The 18,197-nt window shown below is 46.4% G+C and carries 10 protein-coding genes; 4 read left to right on the top strand and 6 right to left on the bottom strand.

The window, feature by feature from the left end:
* Positions 1-51: 51 nt before the first annotated feature.
* Together ACYVUT_RS05225 and trpB are read right to left on the bottom strand one after the other, a co-directional pair.
* On the bottom strand, positions 52-10,149 hold the full coding sequence (locus tag ACYVUT_RS05225; protein WP_484501598.1) for a mucin-binding protein: 10,098 nt from the start codon (positions 10,147-10,149) through the stop codon (positions 52-54).
* A gap of 356 nt (positions 10,150-10,505) precedes the next feature.
* Positions 10,506-11,705, bottom strand: coding sequence for a tryptophan synthase subunit beta (trpB, locus tag ACYVUT_RS05220; protein ID WP_484501597.1), 1,200 nt, complete (start codon positions 11,703-11,705; stop codon positions 10,506-10,508).
* A 430-nt stretch (positions 11,706-12,135) separates the two neighbouring features.
* Here trpB and ACYVUT_RS05215 point away from each other — a divergent pair, with 430 nt between their 5' ends.
* The 4 genes from ACYVUT_RS05215 to ACYVUT_RS05200 all read left to right on the top strand — a co-directional run bounded on the left by ACYVUT_RS05215 (position 12,136) and on the right by ACYVUT_RS05200 (position 15,027).
* Positions 12,136-13,557 (top strand): ATP-binding protein, encoded by a 1,422-nt coding sequence (locus ACYVUT_RS05215; RefSeq protein ID WP_484501596.1) that lies wholly within the window; start codon positions 12,136-12,138, stop codon positions 13,555-13,557.
* Between the two features lie 128 nt (positions 13,558-13,685).
* The gene (locus ACYVUT_RS05210; RefSeq protein WP_484501595.1) at positions 13,686-14,090 is read left to right on the top strand and encodes a hypothetical protein; all 405 of its coding nucleotides are present in this window, start codon (positions 13,686-13,688) and stop codon (positions 14,088-14,090) included.
* A 5-nt stretch (positions 14,091-14,095) separates the two neighbouring features.
* Positions 14,096-14,341, top strand: coding sequence for a hypothetical protein (locus tag ACYVUT_RS05205; RefSeq protein ID WP_484501594.1), 246 nt, complete (start codon positions 14,096-14,098; stop codon positions 14,339-14,341).
* Between the two features lie 20 nt (positions 14,342-14,361).
* A complete protein-coding gene (locus tag ACYVUT_RS05200) occupies positions 14,362-15,027 on the top strand; it encodes a hypothetical protein (RefSeq protein ID WP_484501593.1) in 666 nt (221 codons plus the stop codon).
* Positions 15,028-15,090: 63 nt separating this feature from the next.
* On the opposite strand, the gene ACYVUT_RS05195 is transcribed toward ACYVUT_RS05200, so the two are convergent.
* The 4 genes from ACYVUT_RS05195 to ACYVUT_RS05180 all read right to left on the bottom strand — a co-directional run bounded on the left by ACYVUT_RS05195 (position 15,091) and on the right by ACYVUT_RS05180 (position 18,153).
* A complete protein-coding gene (locus ACYVUT_RS05195; protein ID WP_484502045.1) occupies positions 15,091-15,411 on the bottom strand; it encodes a carboxymuconolactone decarboxylase family protein in 321 nt (106 codons plus the stop codon).
* A gap of 30 nt (positions 15,412-15,441) precedes the next feature.
* Positions 15,442-16,476, bottom strand: coding sequence for a zinc-binding dehydrogenase (locus ACYVUT_RS05190; protein ID WP_484501592.1), 1,035 nt, complete (start codon positions 16,474-16,476; stop codon positions 15,442-15,444).
* A 122-nt stretch (positions 16,477-16,598) separates the two neighbouring features.
* Entirely contained in the window at positions 16,599-17,942 is a 1,344-nt protein-coding gene (locus tag ACYVUT_RS05185; RefSeq protein ID WP_484499780.1) for an IS66-like element short variant transposase, read from the bottom strand.
* On the bottom strand, positions 17,899-18,153 hold the full coding sequence (locus tag ACYVUT_RS05180; protein WP_484499045.1) for a transposase domain-containing protein: 255 nt from the start codon (positions 18,151-18,153) through the stop codon (positions 17,899-17,901). Before ACYVUT_RS05180 ends, ACYVUT_RS05185 begins: the two co-directional genes overlap by 44 nt.
* Positions 18,154-18,197 lie beyond the last annotated feature (44 nt).

Genomic DNA, 18,197 nt, shown 5'->3' with positions numbered 1-18,197 from the left:
ACCATTTTCGTTCAGAGCCTGTCTGTCAGGCTCTTTCTTTTTGCCTAAAAATTAATCTTTCTTGCGCTTCTTGCCAGTGACAAAGCTGGTTGCGGCGGACAGAGCCAGCAGGATTGCACCCATCAGGGTCATTTCGCTGCTTTGCTTGTTATCGCTGCCAGTTTGTGGCAATTCAGCGGCAGTCATCTTCTTGCTTGGACTGGTCTTTTGGCTAGTCTGAGAAGCAGTTGCGACTGGAGAAGCCGGAGTATTCGTCTTCTCGGTAGTCTTAGGTTCTGCCGGGGTGGCTGGCTTAGAAGGAACGATAGGCTGCTCAGGTTGAGCTGGTTCTGCCGGAGTTGCCGGCTTAGAAGGTACACTTGGCTGATCCGGAGTTGCCGGTTCAACTGGAGTCTCTGGAGTAGTCGGTTCTACTGGAGTCACCGGTTTAGACGGTACAGTCGGCTGATCCGGTGTAGTCGGTTCAACCGGAGTTTCCGGCTTAGTCGGTTCAGTCGGCTGATCCGGTGTAGTCGGTTCAACCGGAGTCACCGGCTTAGTCGGCTCAGTTGGCTGATCTGGAGTAGTTGGTTCTACTGGAGTTTCCGGCTTAGTCGGTTCAGTTGGCTGATCCGGTGTAGTCGGTTCTACTGGAGTTTCCGGCTTAGTCGGTTCAGTTGGAGTCGTTGGCTTAGATGGCTCGACTGGCTGAGTAGGAACATCGTAGACAATGTAAGTGTCGCCAGATGGGTCACTTGGAGTCAGCTTCTGCCCTACTTGAACAGTTTGCGGCTGGTAGCCCTTCACTTCCGGAACAACAACGTCAAGAACCTTTGTTGGGTCTTCTGGATCAGTCGTGTACTGGTCTGAGCTAGTTCCAGGCAGTTGCTGCCCATTTTTATCAACCAAGATGACGTGACCATTTGGAACGTAAGTGACAGTTTCTTCAACTTCTGGCTGGTCTGGGGTCGCGGTCAAACCACCGGCGATCTTCTTATTGGAGTGATAGCCGGTGATTACCGATACAGTTTCCGTGCCAAAAGTCTTCTGGCCAGTCCATGGACCTTCTTCTACCACCTTGCCAGTTACCAGGTCAACTACAACAACTTGCTTAAAGGCATCCTTTTCAGTCTGAACCTTGTCAGGCAGCTGCTGGTCAGTGCCAACGTAGTGGATCGTCTGCTTGGCGTCCTTAGTGTTCACTCTTTCTTGAGTCTGGTGCTTAAGAACAACCGTGTAGACTTGGTCAGTGTTGTCATCAGTGTCGTAAGCGGCGTCTGATGGGTAATCGCTTGAAACGAATACGTAGCCTGCTGCTTCCAACTTCTTGATGGTATCTTCAGTGCTGTAAGCAATCAAGTCCTTAGATGAACCGGTCAAGTCACCGGAGGTCCCGATCACTGCATTGTTACTATCTTGGTCAACGTAGTTTACCAAGGCCTTCTGCTTGTTGGCAGTGTAGACTACCTTCACAGTAGTTTCCTTGTCGCCGTCGAAAGTTGGTACGACTTCTTGTGAAGCTACTTCGTCCTTGTCTGGTGTCAGGCCCGAGATGGTTGGAGTAGTCACACTCTTCAGACTTTGTGAGTCAACCGGAGTCCAAGTGATTTCCTTAGTAACCAAGTCTTGAACACCAGTCTGAGTGAAGCTTACAGTTTCAGTTACTGAGCTTGGTGTTTCAAAACCAGCCGGTACTTCATAGACAACGTTTTGAGTAACCTTTTGGTCACGGTTGACAGTTGCCTGACCATGCTTCAATACTACAGTGTAGATTTGGTCAGTTGAATCGTCAGTGTCGTAAATGGCGTCAGTTGGGTAATCGCTTGATACGAATACATAACCTGCTGCTTCCAACTTCTTGATCGTATCTTCAGTGCTGTAGCCAATCAAGTCCTTTGACAGACCGGTAAGGTCACCGGAGTCTTCGATCAATTCTTTGTTCTTGTCTGCATCAACGTAGTTTACCAGAGCCTTCTGCTTATTAGCAGTGTAGACAACCTTGACAGTGGTTTCCTTGTCACCGTCGAACGTCGGAACTACGACTTCAGAAGCAACTTCATCCTTGTCAGCGGTCAAACCAGCAATCTTTGGACTAGTTACAGTCTTCAAACTTTGCGAATCAACCGGGTTCCAAGTAATTTCCTTGGTTACCAGATCTTGATCACCAGTCTGAGTGAAGGAAAGAGTTACTTCAACTGATTCTGGAGTATCAAAGCCTGCTGGAACTTCGTAAACCACAGTCCGCTTTACATTCTGGTCACGGTCAACTGTCTTGTGGCCGTGCTTCAGAACTACAGTGTAGGTTTGGTCAGTTGAATCATCAGTGTCGTAAGCTGCGTCGTCTGGGTAGTCGCTTGATACAAATACGTAACCAGCATCAACGAGTTTTTTGATCGTATCAGCAGTGCTGTAGCCAATCAAATCCTTTGAAAGGCCAATAAGATCACCAGAGTTTTTGATCAATTCGTCGTTCTTGTCTGCATCAACGTAGTTTACCAGGGCCTTCTGCTTATTGGCAGTGTAGACTACCTTCACAGTAGTTTCCTTGTCACCATCGAAGGTTGGAACGACTTCCTGTGAAGCTACTTCGTCCTTGTCTGGAGTCAAACCGGAGATGGTTGGAGTAGTTACAGTCTTCAAGCTCTTAGGATCAACCGGGTTCCAAGTAATTTCCTTGGTTACCAAGTCTTGAACACCAGTCTGAGTGAAGCTTACAGTTTCAGTTACTGAACTTGGTGCTTCGAAACCGGCCGGCACTTCGTAAACAACGTTTTGAGTAACCTTTTGGTCACGGCTAACAGTTGCTTGCCCGTGCTTTAGAACTACAGTGTAGACTTGGTCAGTGTTGTCATCAGTGTCGTAAGCAGCATCATCTGGGTAGTCGCTTGATACGAATACGTAGCCTGCTGATTCCAACTTCTTGATCGTATCAGCAGTGCTGTAGCCAATCAAGTCCTTTGACAAACCGGTAAGGTCACCGGAGTCTTCGATCAATTCTTTGTTCTTGTCTGCATCAACGTAGTTTACCAAAGCCTTCTGCTTGTTGGCAGTGTAGACAACCTTGACAGTGGTTTCCTTGTCACCATCGAAGGTTGGAACTATTTCTTGTGAAGCTACTTCGTCCTTATCTGGAGTCAAACCAGAGATAGTTGGACTAGTGACCGTCTTCAAGCTCTTAGAATCAACTGGGTTCCAAGCAATTTCCTTGGTTACCAAGTCTTGAGTACCAGTCTGAGTGAAGCTTACAGTTTCAGTTAGCGAGCTTGGTGCATCGAAACCTGCTGGCACTTCGTAAACAACGTTTTGGGTAACCTTTTGGTCACGGCTGACAGTTGCTTGTCCGTGCTTCAGAACAACAGTGTAAATCTGGTCAGTGTTGTCGTCAGTGTCGTAGGTCGCATCATCTGGGTAGTCACTTGATACGAATACGTAGCCTGCGTCAACGAGCTTCTTGATGGTGTCCTCAGTGCTGTAGCCAATCAAGTCCTTTGACAGACCGGTAAGTTCACCAGAGTCTTTGATCAATTCGTTGTTCTTGTCTTGGTCAACGTAGTTTACCAAAGCCTTCTGCTTGTTGGCAGTGTAGACAACCTTGACAGTGGTTTCCTTGTCACCATCGAAGGTTGGAACTACTTCTTGTGAAGCTACTTCGTCCTTATCTGGAGTCAAACCAGAGATAGTTGGACTAGTGACCGTTTTCAAGCTCTTAGAATCAACTGGGTTCCAAGTAATTTCCTTCGTTACCAAGTCTTGGTCACCAGTCTGATTGAAGGACAAAGTCTCTTCTACGGATTCTGGAGCGTCAAAGCCTGCTGGCACTTCGTAGACAACAGTCCGGGTCACATTCTGGTCGCGGTCAACGCTCTGGTGGCCGTGCTTCAATACAACGGTGAAGATTTGGTCAGTATTGTCATCAGTGTCGTAAGCGGCGTCTGATGGATAGTCGCTTGAGACGAATACGTAACCTGCTGATTCCAACTTCTTGATCGTGTCTTCAGTGCTGTAACCAATCAAGTCCTTTGACAAACCAGTAAGATCACCAGAGTCTTCGATCAATTCGTTGTTCTTGTCCTGGTCAACGTAGTTTACCAAGGCCTTCTGTTTATTAGCAGTGTAGACAACCTTCACAGTGGTTTCCTTGTCACCGTCGAAAGTTGGTACAACCTCTTGTGAAGCTACTTCGTCCTTGTCTGGAGTCAAACCAGAAATAGTTGGAGTAGTTACACTCTTCAGACTTTGTGAGTCAACCGGAGTCCAAGTGATTTCCTTGGTTACTAGGTCCTGGTCACCAGTTTGAATGAAGGACAAAGTCTCTTCAACTGATTCTGGAGTGTCAAAGCCTGCTGGTACTTCGTAAACTACGGTCCGCTTTACATTCTGGTCGCGGTCAACAGTCTTATGACCATGCTTCAAAACTACAGTGTAGACTTGATCAGTGTTGTCGTCCGTGTCATAAGCTGCATCATCTGGGTAGTCGCTTGAGACGAATACATAGCCCGCTGCTTCCAACTTCTTGATGGTATCTTCAGTGCTGTAGCTAATCAAGTCCTTTGAAAGGCCAGTAAGATCACCAGAGTTTTCGATCAATTCGTTATTCTTGTCTGCATCAACGTAGTTCACCAAGGCCTTCTGCTTGTTAGCAGTGTAGACAACTTTCACAGTGGTTTCCTTGTCACCATCGAAGGTTGGAACTACTTCTTGTGAAGCTACTTCGTCCTTATCTGGAGTCAAACCAGAGATAGTTGGAGTAGTTACAGTCTTCAAGCTTTGCGAATCAACTGGAGTCCAAGTGATTTCCTTGGTTACCAAGTCTTGAACACCGCTTTGAGTGAAGGATACAGTTTCAGTTACTGATTCTGGTGCTTCAAAACCGGCTGGCACTTCGTAGACAACGTTTTGAGTAACCTTTTGGTCACGGCTAACAGTTGCTTGCCCGTGCTTCAGAACAACAGTGTAGATTTGGTCAGTATTGTCATCAGTGTCGTAAGCGGCGTCAGTTGGGTAATCGCTTGAGACGAATACGTAACCTGCGTCAACGAGTTTCTGGATCGTTTCGGCAGTGCTGTAGCCAATCAAGTCCTTTGACAAACCACTCAAGTCGCCAGAAGTTTCGATTACTTCGTTGTTCTTGTCATGGTCAACGTAGTTTACCAAGGCCTTCTGCTTGTTGGCAGTGTAGACAACCTTGACAGTGGTTTCCTTGTCACCATCGAAGGTTGGAACTACTTCTTGTGAAGCTACTTCGTCCTTGTCTGGAGTCAAACCAGAGATAGTTGGAGTAGTCACAGTCTTCAAGCTCTTAGGATCAACTGGGTTCCAAGTGATTTCCTTGGTTACTAGGTCCTGGTCACCAGTTTGAGTGAAGGACAAAGTCTCTTCTACTGATGCCGGAGTATCAAAGCCTGTTGGAACTTCGTAAACTACAGTCCGCTTAACATTTTGGTCACGGTCAACAGTCGTATGACCGTGCTTCAGAACTACAGTGTAAACTTGGTCAGTGTTGTCGTCAGTATCGTAAACTGCGTCATCTGGGTAGTCGCTTGATACAAATACGTAGCCAGCGTCCACCAACTTCTTGATCGTGTCGGCAGTACTGTAAGCAATCACGTCCTTGGACAAGCCGCTTAAAGTACCGGAATCTTCGATCAGCTCGTAGTTCTTGTCTTCGTCCACGTAGTTGATCAAAGCATTTTGAACGTTTGGCGTGTAGACAACTACGACCGTTGATGACTTATCTCCATCGAAAGTTGGCGTTACTTCCTCAGAAGCAACTTCATCCTTATCAGCCGTCAAACCCGCAATTTTTGGACTAATTACAGTCTTCAAAGATTGTGAGTCAACTGGGTTCCAAGTAATTTCCTTGGTTACCAGGTCTTGCGTGCCAGTTTGAGTGAAGGACAGGGTTTCTTCTACTGATGCCGGAGTATCAAAGCCTGCTGGCACTTCGTAAACAACCGTCCGGGTTACCTTTTGGTCACGGTCAACAGACTTGTGGCCGTGCTTCAGAACTACAGTGTAAACTTGGTCAGTGTTGTCGTCAGTATCGTAAGCTGCGTCAGTTGGGTAGTCACTTGAGACGAATACGTAGCCAGCATCAACGAGTTTTTTGATCGTGCCAGCAGTGCTGTAGCCGATCATATCTTTTGAAAAGCCACTCAAGTTGCCTGAATCTTCGATAAGCTCGTTATTCTTATCTTCATCTACGTAGTTGACCAAAGCATTTTGCAGGTTTGGCGTGTAGACAACTTTCACAGTAGTTGACTTGTCACCATCAAAAGTTGGAGTTACTTCCTCAGAAGCAACTTCCTTCTTGTCAGCAGTCAAGCCAGCAATCTTCGGACTGGTTACAGTTTGCAAACTCTGTGAGTCAACTGGGTTCCAAGTGATTTCCTTGGTTACCAAGTCTTGAGTACCAGTTTGAGTGAAGGATAAAGTTTCTTCTACTGATTCCGGAGTATCAAAGCCAGCAGGCACTTCGTAAACAATCGTCCGGGTTACCTTTTGGTCACGGCTAGTAGCTGCTTGGCCGTGCTTAAGTACAACCGTATAGACTTGATCAACATTGTCGTCAGTGTCGTACGTTGCATCTGACGGGTAGTCGCTTGATACAAAGACATAGCCAGCTTCTTCCAATTTTTTGATCGTATCAGCAGTGCTGTAGCCAATTGCAGTCGTTGAAGCGCCAGTTAAGTCACCAGAGTTTTCAATCACCGTATTGTTCTTGTCTTGATCGACATAGTTAACCAGGGCTTTTTGGGTATTGCCAGTGTAGGTAATATCGATCGTGACATCGCTAGTAGTTGAATCAACCCTTGCTTCCTCAACCACTTTTTGACTTGGGGTAAAACCGGCAACTTCTGGGACATTGCTAAATTCATCCCATGAAGACGTGGTCCAGTCTGAGTAAGTCGTGTTGCCAGTCTTATCAACAACCCCTGTTCTGGTAATTGTTGCTTCCTGTTTAGTGGTCTGCACTTCACCAGATGGCAGATGGACATTGATGGTTCTAGTAACCGTTCTGCTTTCTACCGTCGGTCCTAAAACCAGAATGCTGGTCGCAATGGACTTTTTAATTGGGGTAACAAACTGGTCAGCATATGCCTTGTAGCCTAAATTCAAGTACTTGCCCACATCGCCTGTTAAGCTGGTATCTTTGGCTGGAATAACGATTGAAAACAGGTTGGACGGCGTTGACTGAGCCAGCGTATCTTCTTGGACCTTGATACTCTTGATTGTTGACCAATCAGTCACTTCATCCTCGCTCAGCCAAGTAACATTGTCTTCTTCATTGCTGCTGAGGTCGACTAGACTGGTTGAATAGTAAGTTTTAGCATTAGTATCGGTGGTCGTTACCGGTCCAGTCAGCTGTACATCCCCTTCAGTCGGCAAGTTGGAGTAGATGCGGACATTGGTCAAATCACCCTTGGTCAAATTCTTCGGCGTGATCTTGAACTGCATGTCCTCAAAATCAGTCGAGAAGGATTTGCCAGTATTCTGGAAAGTTGTATCCAGGTTACCTTGACTCATGGCACCCATGGTGAATTCTTCAGTTGGAGTGAGGACGGTCAAGCTAAACTTGTTGGTTGAAATCCCGTTTGTCCAGACATTCGTTGAATCGCCTTCAGTGTATTCTGGCTTGTAGAGCTGATTGTAGTTGACGGACGTCATATACATCATCTTTGTCGTAGTTCTGACAAAGAAGTGACTGGTATATGTTCCTGGCAAAGCATCGTCACTGATGTCCGCGACAATCTTGTAATTATTGTTACGGATATTGTATTGATACTCTGATTGGCTGTAGTCCAGTTTAACTACTTGATTTGCCCCATCATTGACGTAGAAAGTTGAGACAGTCGGATCACCATAGAAGGTAGATGCGTTTTCATTGTAGACTGCGTATTGCGGCAAAACCACATAAATGACTGGCTTGTCCAGATTGACATTTTTAACAAAGCTCAAGTCCGTGTTGCTGAGAATAGTCAGCTTCTGGCTTTCGCCTGCCAAGCCGATCCCCCCATCTTCATAGATGCGGAAGCTGCTCATGTACTCTGGGACAATATTCTGCGTTACTTTCTGCGTCGCCCCCTTCAAGTAGTCAGAAGAAACCGTCATGGAGTTGGTCAGACTGTCGCCAGTCTTCACCGCGCTGCCATCGTCATAAGTATCAGACAAGTTCCCAGTAATCGTAAAGCGCTGCAGCTGGGTATTCGGATCCATTGCCACGCCGGCACCATCGGTTTTGGCTCCTGCCTTCCAATAGTCTGCCGTCAAAACGGCTTCCCGGATCGGGCTGTTGCCCGTAGCCTTGATCGCTTCACCCGCGGTCACTGTACCAGTGCTGGTAGTGCCATCGGCGTAGGTCAAAACATAGCTGTAACTGTTAGTGCCATCTACTTTAGGCGTAGTAATACCAGTTGCGTTAAAACCATCGGCTACCTTGATATCAAATGATACGTCGGTCAAGTCATAACTGGACAGGTTGCCAAATGCAAAAGTAGTCAGTCTGTCAGCCGTATCCTTTAAGACCAGTTCGTTGCCAGTCCAGGCACCGTAGCCCCCAAGGCTGGCGTTCCCTTTTGTGATTTCTGAATTGACGTTTTCGCTCCAGGTAATGTCAAGGTTCCCGGTCAAGGTCTTGGTTTGTGCATCATCAAGATACTGAGTGATTGTAATAGGTTTGTCTGCAGTAACTGTTTGATTGACGCTGCCGTCAAAAACATACTTGCCGACAATGTAGTATGGCGTCTGCCGAGCATCGTATGTATCAACATTGTTACCCGAACCCTTAGGCACAGTGATTACAACATCTGCCCCAATCCCATCTTGAGTAATCGTGGTTTGATCGCTAAAAGCATTTTTGGTTGCAGTATCTGAAGCGTTCAACTCAAACTGGGCCGGTACAGGGATTCGGATTTCAGTGCCATAGTTAATGCTTCTGATTACCCGGTTGCTGGAGAATGATCCGACGTCACTGGCATTATTGATACCAAGCAGCTCATTCAGACTCAAGGAGTAAGTGTAGTCCTTGTTTGGCTGGATAGTTGCCTGATATTTCTTGTCTGGGGTACGGGTCAGCTGCGGATCAACCGTTGGCTTCATGATTTGGGTAAAAGTCTCACTGACTGAGCCCAAACTATTGCCATCGGCATCTTCAGCCGACAGAACCATCTGCATCTCCCGGCTGCCAATTGAATCAGAGTCCACCATCTTATCGCCGATAGTGGTCATTTGGCTTTTTACCGATGTAAAGACAACGTTCTGAGTCAGACTGCCGGCTTCCTTTAAGACACTGGTAATGTAGAAGTAACCTGCTGCGTTGTCTTGCGTTACAGTGGTATCCGCGATACTGGACTTGGTGTAAGAATTGATGCCATACAAAATTGACATATCCTCACCAGTAACGTTTGCTGGGACCGTTAACGTGAACTTGTCTCCTACTTCCCCAGTGAAGGAAATAGTAGCTGTAATCGAACTTCTAGTACCAGTAGTTTCTCCATTTTCAGAAGTATAGCCGATTTTGTCGCTGGACAAGGTCAAAGACTTGCCTTGTACCAGGCGGTCTTCTGAATTATTGCTTACAGTAGCCGCTTGCTTGGCTTGTACCGCAGCTTCGTCTTCAGTCTTTTCTGCAGTAGTAGATGCGGTGTCAGTGGTAGATGCTGCCTTTTCTTCTTCAGTACTTTGGCTGGCAGTAGTTGCCGCTGCCTGGTCAGTGCTTTCCGTACTTGCTGAAGTTGCACTTGAATCAGTGCTTTCCTTTGCCTCAGTTGCGCTGCTGTCAGAACTGGTGCTGTCTGTGCTGCTCTTTTCTGCGGTCTGAGTAGATGCCGCATCATTTGTGCTTTCAGTAGCAGAAGCAGTTTGTGTAGTCGCTGCAGAGTTTTCCGTACTGGTAATTGCAGCAGTCGTGCTTGCCGCGTCAGTCTTCGTGCTGTCTTCAGTTGATTCACTCGTTGTCTGCTGGGATCCGCTGTTTGCCGCTGCGTCAGCAACCAGTTCTGTACTGGTTTCTGCTGGAGTGGTCGTGTCGGCGGAAACGCTGCCCGCCCCCATCAGCATGAAGGAGAAGCCCAGCAATACTGAGGTAGCACCAAAACTATACTTTCTGATACTAAACCGTTGCTTGGCATCTTCTGTTTGCCGAGCATTGAATTTTTTTGCCTTAGGCACCAACATATTCATTCCCTCTTTTATTGCTAATTTATAATATTTATTTATTCGTATGTCTATCTTTAGCATAAAGCAAGAATGTTTGGATTGTCAATAATATTATTATTAGATTGTAGTTATTCTACTAACGGAAAATAAGCACTTTTAGGGAACTAGAATAGATTATAAATTATCAAATTGTTAGCCAAAGTCGATATAACGCGAAAATACACCTTTCACCAGTTTTTACCTATAGAAAAATTGCTCTAATCTTTAGGAGAAAAAAGTGATAACAATATAATTCCTTGCGTATCTTCAGGCAAAAAGAAGACCGGAAAGAGAATGCTGACTCTTTCCGGTCTTATATATTATTTCACTTAAATTTCTTCGCCCAGGTAGGCAGCAACTTGGTTAACGTCCTTGTCCCCTCTACCTGACAGGTTAACCATGACAACCTGGTCGGGATCCATTTTCGGCACCATCTTGATGGCTTGAGCCAGGGCGTGGGAACTTTCCAAGGCGGGGATGATCCCTTCCGTTTCAGAAAGGAGCTTGAAGGCAGCGACTGCTTCGTCATCAGTTATTGGGTAGTACTCTGCCCGGCCGCTGTCCTTAAGGAAGGAGTGAACTGGCCCGATGCCCGGGTAGTCCAGGCCGGCTGAGATTGAGTAAGCCGGCAAGATTTTTCCCTCATCATCTTGCAAAACGTAGCTCTTCATCCCGTCGTTGATACCGACCTTGCCATTGGTCAAGGTTGCGGCGTTTTCCGGGGTGTCAGCCCCCTTGCCGGCCCCTTCTGCTCCGATCAAGCGGACTTCCTTGTCAGGGATGAATTCACCGAAGGCCCCAATAGCGTTGGAACCGCCGCCCACACAGGCAATGACGGCATCCGGCAGGCGGCCGACCTGGTCCAGAAATTGTTGTCTTGCTTCCTTGCTGATTACTCTTTGGAAACGTTCGACCATTTGCGGGTATGGGTATGGACCAACGGCTGAACCGACTAGATAGAAGGTGGTGTCCAGGTTTTGGGCCAAGTCTTGGAAGGCTGCGGCAACTGCATCTTCCAGGACTTGGGTCCCGGCGGTGACTGGAGTTACTTCAGCCCCCATAAGGCGCATCCGGAAGACGTTTAATCTTTGCCTTTCACAGTCTTTTGCCCCCATGTAGATGGTGCATTTCATTCCGAAGCGGGCAGCGACAGCGGCAGTAGCGACACCGTGCTGGCCAGCCCCAGTTTCAGCGATGATCCGCTTTTTGCCAAGACGCTTGGCGATCAGGACTTGGCCTAAGGCATTGTTGATCTTGTGGGCACCCAGGTGGTTAAGGTCTTCGCGCTTAAGGTAAACTTTTGCCCCGCCCAGGCGCTTGGTCAATGATTCAGCGAAGTAAAGCGGAGTTGACCGGCCTGAGTAATCGCGAAGCAGCTGGTTCAATTCGGCGTTAAAGTCCGGGTCATCCTTCACCTTTTCAAATTCATCCGCGATTTCATCAAGTGCTGTCTGGATTTCAGCTGGCACGTACTGGCCGCCAAATTCGCCGTAAAACATTTCCTTCTTTTCTGCAGTTGCTTCAGTCATGATAGTTCTCCTTGTTTGATAAATTTTAATTTATTTCTAATTATGTTTCGCTGGAGCCTATACATGTATATCTAATTTTGAGTACAAAAAAAGACTGTCTGACCAACTATGCCAAACAGTCCTTTGATTTCTTCAGAAACGATTGTCCTGGCATAGACTCCCTAGATTATTGCAATCAGTGAGTCTACACCATATAACATGCAGCCTCACTTAGTCACGCCAGTCTTGCCAAAGTTTACGTACAGTCATTTTAATCGTTCCTTTCTAAATTTGTCTTTTCGTTTGAAGTTGATTATATTTTAAGATGATCTTCAGAAATACGCAAGTGCTTTTTGCAAAAAGTTTTTGTTTTCGGCAAAATTCTTGCCGAGGACTATAATTACGATTAGACTAAACACGATTATAATAATCATGATTAGAGGTAAACATAATGAGTCAAACTTTTATTGCCCGGGAAGCAGAGCTTGCGAGCCTGGCTGACATGTATCAGAGTCCTCGCTTTGAAATAGCAGTCATCTATGGCCGCCGCAGAGTTGGAAAGACGTCCTTGATCAAAGAGTTTATCAAAGATAAGCCGGCAATTTATGCAAAAGGTGTCCAGGCAACAAAAGAACTCAACTTAAACTACCTGACCAATGCGGTTCTGGACTTCGAAAATCCCGATCGTTTGGATCGCAGTTTTAGCTATAGCGATTTCCGGGACATTTTTAGCAAGGTACAGGATCTGGCGAACATGCAAGATCGCAAATTGATTTTTGTCCTGGATGAATTCCCCTACTTCGCCCAATCAGCATCAGAAATCAGCTCAGTTCTCCAGTTTGCCATTGACCACATTTTTAAAGAGTATGACAACATCATGCTGATTCTGTGCGGATCATCAATGTCCTTTATGCAGCACCAAGTATTAGGCCATCAAAGTCCACTTTACGGCAGAAAAACTGGCCAGTTTAAAATACGGCCGTTTGATATTTTTGACACTAAGAAAATGCTCCCCCTTGCCAAAAATGAGGACCTTCTAGCCTACTACGGCATCACCGGAGGGATTCCACAGTATCTCAGCTTTATCGATCAAGACAAAAGCATTGAAGAGAATATCAACCGGCTTTTTTTGCGGAATAATGCCATTTTACAAGACGAGCCGAATGTCCTGCTGCAAGAAGAACTCCGAAAGCCAGCAACTTACTATTCGATCCTGGTTGCTTTAGCACAAGGGAAAACAAAGCCAAATGAAATTTACCAAGCGATCGGTTTGAACAGTGCATCTAGCTTGAGCCCCTATCTCAGCCGCTTGCAAGAACTGGAAATGGTTGAAAGGAAGTTGCCCATCCTTGATAAAAATACCAAGAATGCCATCTACCACATCTCAGACACAATGTTTCAGTTCTGGTTCCAATATATTTCAGGCCAGCAGGATAAGATTTCACTTGGCCGGACAAATGATCTCTTAACAAGGATCATGGCGGATCTGCCAAACTTTTTAGGGCCAGTTTTTGAGAAAGCCTGCAGGGAATGGACCTGGAGACAAGACAACCTCCCCTTTGACCCGCGGGAAATTAGCAGCTGGTGGGGCTACAATCCTGCCCTTAAACGACAAGAAGAAGTCGATTTGGTTGCCGTGAGTTATGACAAAAAAGAAGCGATTATTGGTGAATGCAAGTGGCGCAAGGCAGAGAAGCTGAGCCCGCAAATGCTAGATACCTTGCGCAGCCGGGCGGCACTGCTTAGTTCGAAATTCGGCATCACGAAAATCCACCTCTATTTCTTTGCTAAAGAAAGCAGTCAGTCTTTTAAAGAGCTGGCTGAAAGGCAAAAAGTTAGACTAATTCTCTTTGATGATTTTTGGAAAAGTTGATAAAACAAGTTTCGTCAGACTTCCTATGTGAGGTCTGACGTTTTTTCGTAAGTTAGATTTTTTAAATCGGTTTCAGTAGTACAATATGGGAGAGTAATATTTGTTTCAAACATACGAGGAACGAGCTTATGAAGAAAAGTGTAATTACTGGCGCACTTGCCGCGGCTGTGACTGTTGGTCTGGTGGCTGCTCCTAAGGCAGAAGCCAACTCAGCTAAGTACACGATCAAGCAATACCGGTCGGTTAGGAAGTATAGGCATGGGATGAAGGCGACTTTTTCCTACCAACTGCCGCAACTGAAAGGCAACTCCGCCGCGGTAAAGAAGATCAACAAGGACATGAAGAAGAGCTATAGTACCGAGAAAAAAATTCGAAGACTGTCTTCCACTTTGCTAAACAAGACGCGGCTGAATTCTCTAACCAAAGCTATTTCGATACGACGACTACAAAGGCAATCTATAACAAGAGCAAAGTTATATCATTTCGGACTTATAAGAAATGGTGGGCTGGCGGTGTTCGACGGGACACCTTAGATAGCTTGACCTACTCACTTAAAACTGGCAAGAAGTTGAACGTTTATGATGTGGCTAAGGGCAGCCGTGCGAGTGTGAAGAAGAAGTTGGTTAAAGGCGCCAAAAAGTTTGGGGCTGAAAGCTACTATTTCAAGTCAATGGATTTGAAGGATTTAAGCTTTGTCTTGAAGAGCGGCAAAGTATATGTGTACCCGCAAGTTAATGGCCCAACCATGCTTAAGTCTTTCACCCTGCCTGCTCGGTACAAGTAATAGCTAATTGGAGAAATAACATGAAAAAGAAATATGTTGTCGCTAGTGCCCTTGCATTGGCTCTGTCTGTAGGATTAGTTACCAGTTCCAAAGCAGAAGCAAGTAGCTCTGCTAAGTATACGATCAAGCAATACCGAACGGTTAAAAAGTACAAGAGAGTTAAAGGGATTTTCAGCTACCAATTTCCACAGCTAAAAGGTAAATCTGCGGTTGTTAAGAAGATCAATAAGTCATTACGGAAAAACTACACTGCTGAACAAAACACTAAGAAGAAAGTTTTTAAATTTGCAAAGTGGGAATCTAAGCATTTTAGGTCTTCTCATGCAACGTTCGACGACATAGTTAAAACGCGAGTAACTTATAATAAAAATGGCGTTATCTCATTCAGATACGATCAAGCTTTAGATCCTGCTGGAAGCGGAACTTTTTTAATCGGCAGTTGGACTTACTCTCTAAAGACTGGAAAAAAGCTTACTGTTTTCGATGTTGCGGAAGGCGATAAAAGTAGTATAGGCACACAACTCTATTATGGCGCTGCAGACCTTGGGGCTGACGATGAGTACTTACGCACCACGCAGGCTTCTAAGATGAACTACACTCTTAAGGGCGGAAAAGTGTACGTATATCCACGGATTGCCTCGGCATACAATAGGAAGTACTTCGTCATCCCTTCCCGCTATAAGTAACCTGCAAAAACAAAGATCGTCATTCCACCCATGTGGTCTGACGATCTTTTTGCATATTCTGGTTTAGTCTCCGTAAACTTCTTCAATCAAAGGGAAAGTACTCCACGCCTTAGGCCAGCCGCAATAGAATGCCAGCTGAGTAACGATCTCCACAGCCTCTTCCTTGGTGATCCCATGCTTTTTGCCCAATTCCAAGTGGCTCTTCAGTTGCGGGTACAAGCCTGCGGAAAACAGTGCGGCAATGGTAATCATGCTCCGGTCTCTTGCCGACAATTTGTCCTCTCTTGACCAGACTTCCCCAAACAAAACGTCATCGTTCAGCTCCGCGAACTTTGGTGCTAACTCGCCCAAACGATCGCGGCCTGCAGTTTGTTTTTCTGCGATTTTTATCACCTAATGTCCTTTTTTAAAAAATTACTTGTCTGCCACAACCAGCAATGACTTAATTGCTTGCCGCTGGTCCATTGCATCGTATGCGTCTTGCACATGATCAAGGTCAAAACTCTTAGTGAAGACCTTGCCTGGGTGGATTTCACCCTTTAAAACAGCGTCCAGCAAGACTTCTTGGTCGTAAGTAGTGACGTTAGCGATCCCGCCACGCCAGCCGACATTCTTCCAGAAGAACTTGTTGGTTTCCGGTTCCTTTTGCGGAACCCCTACCCGGCCGACAACCGCACCAGCACGGGCAATCTGACCAGCCTGGTCAATAGAGCTGCTTGCCCCAACGCATTCCAAAACAGCGTCAGCGCCGTAGCCGCCAGTCAGTTCCAAAACCTTCTTGACCGCGTCTTCACCGCGTTCACTGACGATGTCAGTTGCGCCGAATTCCTTGCCCAAGGCTGCCCGGTCTTCGTGGTGACTGAGCAAAATGATCTTTTCAGCACCGCGCAGCTTAGCCGCGATAACCCCGCACAAACCAACGGCGCCGTCACCGATAACTGCTACCGCATCCCCCGGCTTAACTTCCGCGCTAGCCGCAGCATGGTAGCCAGTTGCCATAACGTCTGATAAAGTCAAAAGGTCTTTCAATTGTTCTTCAGTGTAGTCGCTTGGCTGGCCAGGGATTTTCACCAAGGCGCTGGCATTCTTAAAACGCAGCTTTTCTGCCTGGTAGCCCTTGTTGCCGCCGGCTTCTACGTTAGGACAGTTGCCATCAAAACCAGCCTTGCAGATCTTGCACTTCATGCAGCCGTGAGTAAAGGGAGCGATAACAAAGTCACTAACCTTGACATTGTCGACCTTGTCACCGACTGCTTCCACGATCCCGATGGCTTCGTGGCCAACCGTGCCTTCAGGCCGGTCAGAGATGCCTCTGAACCACCACAGGTCTGAACCGCAGACGCAGGCTCTAATTACGCGAACCACCGCGTCGGTGTCTTGTTCAAGTGTCGCGTCTTCAACTTCCCGGGCTTCAACCAGGCCCTTTTTAACGAAATATGCTGCTTTCATTTTTTCTCGCTTTCTCTTGTAAAAATCCGCTAATATTCTTTATGATGTAAGCACCCAATAGCAGAGTATATTAAAATCCCATCCTAGCAATGCTAAGATGGGATTAATCAGTTTATGGGACTTTACTTGCAGTGGAGCTGAACATTCTCAGCCCATGGTAAATAGGCTTCCAGACGTTGATTGTCTAATAACGACAGCTCATTGGGCAGCTTGTCTAGAAGATAGTTGATATATTTGAATTGATCCAAGCCATTTTGCTTGGCAGTTTCGAGTATGCTCATAATGATAGCCATGGACTTGGCGCCGGAACTGCTCTGTGAAAAGAGCCAGTTCTTGCGTCCCATGACGATCTCTTTGACTGCTCGTTCTGCTCTGTTGTTGGACAGTTCAAGGCGACCATCTTTTAGAACGTTCATGAACTTGTCCATGTGCTTTATGCAATACTGGAAGGCCGTCCCCAGCTTGCCGGAAGGCAACACGGAGATTGATTTCTTGGAGCACCAGTCGGAAAACTTCTCTAGCAGAGGCTTTAATTCAGACTGACGCTTCTCGTATCTCTCTTCAGCGGAAAGATCTTCCCAAGCGTGCTCCAGGCTAAACATTTGATTACAGTAGTGGATCCCTTGATTAGCCACTGAAGTTGCGTCTGATTCTCTAGCCTTGTCTTTAGGCAAGGAATCATGGAATTTGCGTCTTGCATGAGCCATACAGCCTACAAGAGTCACATCCTGTTGGCTTAATCGTAAATAGCCAGGATATTGATCACAATGAAGGTATCCGCTGAAGCCTGTGAGGAAATCCCACGCTTCGGCACCTTTTCGTGATCCATGGTGATACAGGACAATCGGCTTCTCGGCATGCTTGCCTGATAAGAAGGTCCAGACGTAGTCTTTAGCTCTTTCGCTGTCTAAGACTCGATATGGCGTCTCATCTGCGTGAATGACATCCAGCTTTAGCAGCTCTTTTCTCAAGAGCTCGTAAAGGCTGGAGAGGTAGTACTCGCAGACTTTGATATGCCAATTCGAAACCGTCTTGTGATCAAGCGGAAGGCCCATGCGCCGCAAGTCTTTCTCCTGTCGGTAGGCAGGAACCTTGAGAACATACTTCTGATAGATCGTATCAGCGATCAAAGAAGCTGAGCCAAGACTGTTGGTTAACGGTGCCTTGGGTACAGGAGCTTTGATAATCTTGTCAGCCGGTGCCTCATCACTGCAGTGCTGGCACTTGTAAGAGTGTTGGATGTGATCGATTCTCTTAACTTGGGCTGGAATGTACAGCAGCTCTTGTCTAGCACAGAAGCTGCCGATCTCTTTCAGTTCGTGCTGGCAGTCTGGACAGGTAAGATCATCCAAACGATGATGAACTTCCTCGCCCGGCAGAGAATCTAAGATATCTTTCTTTCTGCCGACTTGCTTGCGTCTCTTATAGGTAATAGTTTCGGTAACGCGAGGGTAAGTCCTCGTCATCTTGAGAGGCGTTGTCTTCCTCAAAAAGGCTCAGCTGATCTGGGTTGACAGCTCTCTTCTCGGAGGACTTGCCATAAAGCTTATTAGTCAAATAAGCAACTTGTTCAGTAAGAAGGGCAACCTGCTTGAGCAATTCTTCGTTATTTGCTTTGAGCGCTTCGATATTAGCTTTAAGCGTTTCAATTAAAGCTAAAGTTTCTTTTTCGGTCATGATCGCTGTCCCTCCTTGATTCATAATCATAAGAATACCAGAAA

It is taken from the genome of Lactobacillus sp. WILCCON 0059 (genome assembly GCF_057197985.1).
Note: the sequence above shows the minus strand (reverse complement) of the source record. Positions and strands in the feature narration are given on the sequence as shown.

What these genes read in the sequence shown, in the direction of transcription:
- trpB (WP_484501597.1), bottom strand. Translation starts at nt 11,705, where the DNA reads ATGACTGAAGCAACTGCAGAAAAGAAGGAAATGTTTTACGGCGAATTT.
- ACYVUT_RS05185 (WP_484499780.1), bottom strand. Translation starts at nt 17,942, where the DNA reads ATGACGAGGACTTACCCTCGCGTTACCGAAACTATTACCTATAAGAGA.
- ACYVUT_RS05215 (WP_484501596.1), top strand. Translation starts at nt 12,136, where the DNA reads ATGAGTCAAACTTTTATTGCCCGGGAAGCAGAGCTTGCGAGCCTGGCT.
- ACYVUT_RS05210 (WP_484501595.1), top strand. Translation starts at nt 13,686, where the DNA reads ATGAAGAAAAGTGTAATTACTGGCGCACTTGCCGCGGCTGTGACTGTT.
- ACYVUT_RS05190 (WP_484501592.1), bottom strand. Translation starts at nt 16,476, where the DNA reads ATGAAAGCAGCATATTTCGTTAAAAAGGGCCTGGTTGAAGCCCGGGAA.
- ACYVUT_RS05180 (WP_484499045.1), bottom strand. Translation starts at nt 18,153, where the DNA reads ATGACCGAAAAAGAAACTTTAGCTTTAATTGAAACGCTTAAAGCTAAT.
- ACYVUT_RS05200 (WP_484501593.1), top strand. Translation starts at nt 14,362, where the DNA reads ATGAAAAAGAAATATGTTGTCGCTAGTGCCCTTGCATTGGCTCTGTCT.